Genomic DNA, 6,236 nt, shown 5'->3' on the forward strand with positions numbered 1-6,236 from the left:
CCAAAGTATCGGCGATACAAAGCTGCGATAACACTGGCCATTTTCAGGTGATTGGAAACCGTTGAAATAATGATGTGCAACACTTGGTGTGCCTTTTGTGATTGCTTCCGCAATAGGGTGATGCCTGTCACTACAGCTGCGGACGCGTGTCATTGGCTGACGGCGTTGCGAGCCATACCTTTGAAGAAATAGATCGTTTATCTTATGTCACTGTTAATACTAGTCAGGCACGGCCAATCGATCTATAACCTGGAAAACCGGTTCACGGGCAATTTGGATATTGGGCTTACCGCATTAGGTGAAGAGGAAGCCAGGCAGGCCGGAAAAAAACTGAAAGCTTTTCGTTTCGACATGGCTTACACCTCAATGCTGCTCCGGGCCCGGGAAAGTTTACGGATTATTCTCGAAATGATTGGCGAGACCGAAATTCCCGTTGTGGCCAATGCGGCGCTAAATGAACGGATGTACGGGAGCCTGCAGGGACTTGATAAAGGGGAGACCGCTGCAAAATACGGACCGGAACAAGTTGAAATATGGCGCAGGAGTTATGACACCGCCCCACCGGATGGGGAAAGTCTGGCAGCCACCTATGCCAGAACGGTTCCTTATTATAAGCTTGAAATCGAACCGCGACTGAGGCTGGAAGAAAACATACTAATCGTGGCACACGGGAACAGCCTAAGGGCATTGATGATGTATCTTGAAAACATCAGTCCGCAGGATATTTCAAAAGTGAACATCCCAACCGGCCAGCCAAGGGTTTACCGGATGGATGCAGATCTTAAGATTATAGACATAAAGTACTTATGAACACTATCCTGTTTAATTTTCGTCCAGGTCATTGTGGTCATCGCCGGCAATGCTGTAACCGTTATTTTCTTCGTCTTCATTACCGGCAAGTTCATTGGCATCATCGGATGATGAGCCGGGGATATCTAAATCGGCACCCGATTGATCCTGATTAAAATCCTTTTCATTCCACTGCGTATTGCTGATGCGGATATCCGGCTTATTTTGCGAGACATCTTCCGGGTCGATTTCCGATTCTTCGGCGAGTTTGTTAAAGGCATCTTCCGACGGTGGATAATGCAGATCAACGAGTTGTTTCTCTACGGTATGTTCATTTTTCATAATGGTGTTCTTATTTTTCATGAAGCGTATGTTTTAGCCCGGTGTAACTTGCGGGCATTATTTTTTTGATGATTTTCCTGTCCTGCATATTTTTCAATGGTTAACCTTGCCAGCAGGTAGCTTACAGTAGATTCAGCGCCCTGATTCAGATTGACACGGTCTTCTTCGAGGCCGTCATAGCAGCCGCCGGTACACGGGTTGTAAATGATCTGGTGCAAATGGTTGTTTCCGTGAAACCAGCTAAACGCTTTTTCCATTTGCTGTAAATACCCGTTGTTCCTGAAAGCCTCGTAGAAGCTGGCCAATGCCAAAATGGTGTACGCCACATCAATAGGCTGTTCCCCTCCAACGACTTCCATTTTGACATCGGCATTGTTGTGCAGCCAGCCTTTATTCGAGATCACTTTAATGCCGGTATCCGTAAATATCTTGGATAACAGGAAATCAAATGATGTTTTGGCGATTTCTTTATAAATCATTTCGCCTGTGGCTAAATAGGCGCAAAGCATCGCTTCGGGCAGGATGCTGTTTCCATACGTAAGGTAGCTTTCAAACCATTGCCAGTCGGCTTTTGATTCGTGCCGATACATTTGGACCAGCCGTGCTGCAAGCCGTTTTATCAATATCCTGTTTTCAAAGCTTCCGTCTTTTTTATTGCTGTAATAAATCCCTTTTATTACAAAGGCCATGGCCCTGGTTGAATGCATTGCAGTGACGATGCGCAAAGCGGACTGCAATGTCAGTTTTGCCTGCGCTATCATCGTTTCCGGAAACAATTCGCCCATCGAAATCAGGTAGCCCAGCGCCCAGATGGCCCTGCCGTTGGCATCTTCGAGGTTTTCGCTGTTTTGGTCGGTGAATTTTTTATCATCGTTTACATAGTTTAAAAACGTTCCGTCCTTTTGTTGACAAAAGCAAATGAAATGAAAATAGCGATCAATATACGCGATGTCTTCACGATCACCGGTAAGCTCGAAGTGCCGGCACATGGCCACTAACGCGCGGGCATTGTCGTCGAGCGTGTAACCACTTTCAATGTCGGGTTGATTGATTAACGAGAATTGTATCATTCCCAATGGTGTCGTAAGGGCTTTGAAATGGCTGAGGTTAATGGGCGGGTTTTTATAATTCAGGCTGAGTTTTTTACCGAGAAGCGACTCAAACAATAAGGCATGCAGGATGGCAGTGTTCTCCCATGCTGTTGGCGCCAGTTTATGAATACCACGTAAGGCCACTTCTTTGCACCACTCAGGGTTATCCAGCAATAAATTGACCTGTTTTTCCAGCGCTATCGAATTTCCAAAGCCTATAAAAATGCCGCCACCATCCTGCAATAGTTCCAGCGCATGGGGAATAGGGGTGGAGATCACGGGACAGCCGCAGCTAATCGCATAGGAAAAGGTACCGCTCACCGCCTGGTTTGGGTCGTTTGAGGTAAAAAGATAAATGTCGGTAAGCTGTAAGTATTCGAGTAATTCGTCAAGAGGCAGATAAGCGTTGATGAACTTTACATGTTGCTGCAGTCCCAGCAACATGACTTTGTGCTCCAGGCTGTTGCGGTATGCTTCGCCTTCTTCTTTAACAACAGAAGGGTGTGTTTTTCCAATGACCAGAAAAATCACGTCAGGATGCTGGTCTATGATGACCGGCATAGCGTCTAAAGTGGTTTCGATGGATTTCCCGGCACTCAGCAGCCCGAAGGTGGAGATGACTTTCCTTCCCGAAAGCCGGTGTTTTTTCTTAAGGACATCCTTATCGGTAAATTTTACCAGGTGTGTTCCATGAGGTATTACGGTAATCTTATCAGGCGCGATGCCATAATCCCGGGTCAACAATTTGTTTGAAGAGTGGGTCATGACGATAAAAGACCCGGTCGCAGCATCAATTTGTTGCACGTGGTGCTTCAGGACGGCATCCGGGTTTGGCAGGACGGTATGAAATACGACGATCACCGGCTTGTTGACAGATTCCAGAAAGTGGACAAAATCTGCTTCATTGGATTTAAACAAACCAAATTCGTGCTGGATCAACACCATTTTTATGTGCTGGCTTTTGTTGATGCTTTCGGCAAGTCGTGTATAAGAATCGGGGTTATCGGTTTCGAGGGTAAACGGTACTTCGGTGCCATAGGTATAGCGGTCAACTGTAGTTTCCAAAGCAGCGATGGTGATATGAAAGCTGTTTTGGAATTTATTGTTTAATGACGAAATCAGATCTTCAGAATAGGTTGCAATACCGCATTCCCTTGGGGGAAAAGTGGTGAGGAATAAAATCTCAGGTAACGGACTGTTTTCCTGCAATGGAAACCGATACTGGTTGTAGCCGTTGTTTCTAATGTTGCTATTCGGGTGTGTTTGTTGTATCATTTGTTGTTCTTATAAAGCAGTAATTCTGTTATTAAGCCTGAAAAGGAAACGGAAGCACAGGCTGTCCGTTCGTCCGCCGCGCCGTAATAGATGTATAAGGTATCATCGAAAACTACCGCACCGGTTGGAAAGCATACATTGTTGACTTCTCCTTTAAGCTCCCATGTCATCTCCGGCTGGAACAGCGGATAGGGCAGGCGCGCAATTTCGTGCTGTGGATTTTCGAGGTCGAGCAAAACCGCACAGGCCGAATAGACATATCCTTCGAGTCCGTCTTTGACGCCATGGTAAATATGCAGCCATCCCTGTGCTGTTTCGATAGGAGGGCAGCCACCACCGATGTAGCTGATCTCATGATCGAACCTCGAAGTGAGCACCACATGGTCGTTGAAATGGCTCAGGTAGTCCTCATAAAATGCCGCAGTAAGGTCTTCTAAATTTTCCACACCAACCACAATCTGAATTTCGGGCCTGATGCGGTGTAGGAAATAGAATTTACCGCCAATTTTCCTCGGAAAGAAAATGACATTTTTATCCCAAACCAGGGATTTCCCCGGATTTTTCTCCAGATCACTATTGTGTTGGTTGTAGCGGAAGTATTTCTCGTTGATGGGGCTTTCCTTCTCTGCCAGCTGGTCGAAGGCAGCAAAACTGATTTGGGGAACGATAATCCCTTTTTTTTCGAAATGATTCAGGTCTGTTGAAATGGCGAGACATCCCAGGGCATTGACGCCATCAAATCCGGTATAAGTGAGGTAATACAGGTTTTCGATTTTTACGATACGTGGATCTTCCATCCCGTGGCTTTCGTAGTCGAATTCCGGCACAAGCAGCGGTTCCGTATTGCGATGGTCGATCTGTAAAGGCCCTTTCAGCCTGCAATATCCAATACTGGAGTTGTTGCCCGTGCGGACGGCACGATAGAATAAATGGACAAAATCCCCTTCCCTTATCGCTGCAGGATTCAGAACGCCTTCATTTTCAAATGGCAATACCGTCTTTGCGATAATTACGCCTTCTTTTTTGACTTTTATCATTGTCGATCGGGGTTTCAAAATTATTTGTGGGGCATCCTATGCTGAATAAACCCATATGCTGTAGTTCCTTTATGGTGTAGCAATTGCTATTTATATCTTTGGATTTTTCCGGTATATTTTTTCCGCCGTTTTTCCGAAATTATTCATCAATAAGGCCGCCGTTAAGGCCGGGAGCACGATTACCGTAAGCAGTGTTTTCATGGCTGTATAGCAGTTAATAACAAACCGGGAAGCTTCATTCCTCCCGGTTTGTTTGATTTAATCTACAAACGAATAATCATATTCTACTACCAGATTGTTTTCGACATGCCACACGCCGGGGGTATTCCATGCGAGTCTTCCTGCCTGTTCTTTTTGGTAAAGTGAGGTAACATTGCCTGTTAAGGTAATTTTTGTACCTGAAGCCTTTACTGTGATGTCATCAGAATTAATAGACGAATGGCGGGCCAGGGCACGTTCCACTGCTTTTTCCTCTACGGCGTCGTGAACTTCAGCTTTAATCATGATGTTGCAGGTAACACCTTTTACGCCCATCAGGTAATTCACGGTACTTTTTGCGGCATCTCTCTGGTAGCCCCATGACAATTCGCCATCGAGTGTTACCCAGCCGTTCTCAACTTTTACTTTTACCTTGTCATTGGGTACGGTCCAACTGTCTTGTAATGCTTTGAGCACCTCGACGGCAATTTCATTGTCATTTTTTGAGAATCCATTCGGATATTCAATTTTGATGTTTTCCACCACGGCTTTTACACCGGTAACATTTTTTGCGGCATTTTCAGCCTCGGTCTTTTTGAAATAGCCGTCAACGGAACCCGATAGCGTAATCACGCCGTCCTTTGCCGTCACGCCAATTTCGGCGGCATGCAAAAGGGGTTCAAATTTAAGGGCTTGCTGGACGTCTCTCTGTAAATCTTCATTTGTTTTCATTGTGGATTGTTTAAACTCCAGCTATCGGCGACTTACGCTAAGGAACCTGATGCTAAAAGTGTAGCAAAGATGCTGTTGTCATTTGTTTATAACAATGATGCGTCCACTTTGGTAGCGTGATATAAAACACTCGTAAGATGTTGTTATCCGGGACACGGGGCTTGTCTGTCATTTTAGTTAGTATTGCTATAAGAACATTATTTAACAGCCACAGTTTTTCGTTCCGTAGCTACATGCAATGCTTTAAATTCATAACATATGCCATGAATTACATAATCGTTCAAGTGAAAACAACAATTACATTTACGCGAATCGCAGACGCTTGTGGCATCGGATTTTCGGCCGAAATTATCGCAGCACGCCAGACTATCCTGATGTATGTCAGAGCAATTTACCAGTAAGTAACCGACGGAACAATGTTAACATTTGAGCAATATGGATAAAATACTGGTAATCGAAGACAGTGAAGGAATCAGGGAGAATATCATAGAAATACTCGAACTGGCCGGTTACGACGTGATGTTTGCCGTCAATGGAACCCAAGGCGTGACCATGGCAAATAAAGCGATACCAGACCTGATTTTGTGCGATATCATGATGCCGGAGTTGGATGGATATGGCGTATTGCACCTGCTTAATAAAAACCCGGAGACCACGAATATTCCGTTTATTTTTATCACCGCAAAATCTGACCGTGGTGACTTGCGTAAGGGCATGGAAATGGGCGCCGACGACTATATTACCAAACCCTTTGGCAGGCTCGAATTGCTGA

The 6,236-nt window shown here is 45.2% G+C and carries 7 protein-coding genes; 3 read left to right on the forward strand and 4 right to left on the reverse strand.

Features of this window, described 5'->3' with window-relative positions; translation table 11 throughout:
- Positions 1-204 precede the first annotated feature (204 nt).
- Positions 205-810, forward strand: coding sequence for a 2,3-bisphosphoglycerate-dependent phosphoglycerate mutase (locus CFE23_RS12625; RefSeq protein ID WP_291088557.1), 606 nt, complete (start codon positions 205-207; stop codon positions 808-810).
- A gap of 12 nt (positions 811-822) precedes the next feature.
- Here the strand turns inward: CFE23_RS12625 and CFE23_RS12630 are convergent, their stop codons facing one another.
- The 4 genes from CFE23_RS12630 to CFE23_RS12645 all read right to left on the reverse strand — a co-directional run bounded on the left by CFE23_RS12630 (position 823) and on the right by CFE23_RS12645 (position 5,464).
- The gene (locus CFE23_RS12630; protein ID WP_291088559.1) at positions 823-1,152 is read right to left on the reverse strand and encodes a hypothetical protein; all 330 of its coding nucleotides are present in this window, start codon (positions 1,150-1,152) and stop codon (positions 823-825) included.
- A complete protein-coding gene (locus tag CFE23_RS12635; protein WP_291088561.1) occupies positions 1,149-3,497 on the reverse strand; it encodes a glycosyltransferase in 2,349 nt (782 codons plus the stop codon). Before CFE23_RS12635 ends, CFE23_RS12630 begins: the two co-directional genes overlap by 4 nt.
- Entirely contained in the window at positions 3,494-4,534 is a 1,041-nt protein-coding gene (locus tag CFE23_RS12640) for a pesticidal protein Cry7Aa (RefSeq protein WP_291088563.1), read from the reverse strand. The genes CFE23_RS12635 and CFE23_RS12640 overlap by 4 nt, the downstream gene beginning before the upstream one ends.
- Before the next feature lie 258 nt (positions 4,535-4,792).
- Positions 4,793-5,464 carry a BON domain-containing protein gene (locus CFE23_RS12645; RefSeq protein ID WP_291088565.1) on the reverse strand — a complete coding sequence of 224 codons (672 nt, stop codon included), beginning with the start codon at positions 5,462-5,464 and terminating at the stop codon, positions 4,793-4,795.
- Positions 5,465-5,727: 263 nt separating this feature from the next.
- Between CFE23_RS12645 and CFE23_RS12650 the strand changes: the two genes are divergently transcribed.
- Both CFE23_RS12650 and CFE23_RS12655 read left to right on the forward strand, forming a co-directional pair.
- Positions 5,728-5,865, forward strand: a complete 138-nt coding sequence (locus CFE23_RS12650) for a hypothetical protein (RefSeq protein WP_291088567.1) — start codon at positions 5,728-5,730, stop codon at positions 5,863-5,865.
- Between the two features lie 34 nt (positions 5,866-5,899).
- Positions 5,900-6,236 (forward strand): response regulator (locus CFE23_RS12655; protein ID WP_291088569.1); only part of this gene is annotated, 337 nt, incomplete at its 3' end.

The sequence above is a fragment of the Flavobacterium sp. BFFFF1 genome, assembly GCF_002256285.1.
Lineage (GTDB): Bacteria > Bacteroidota > Bacteroidia > Flavobacteriales > Flavobacteriaceae > Flavobacterium.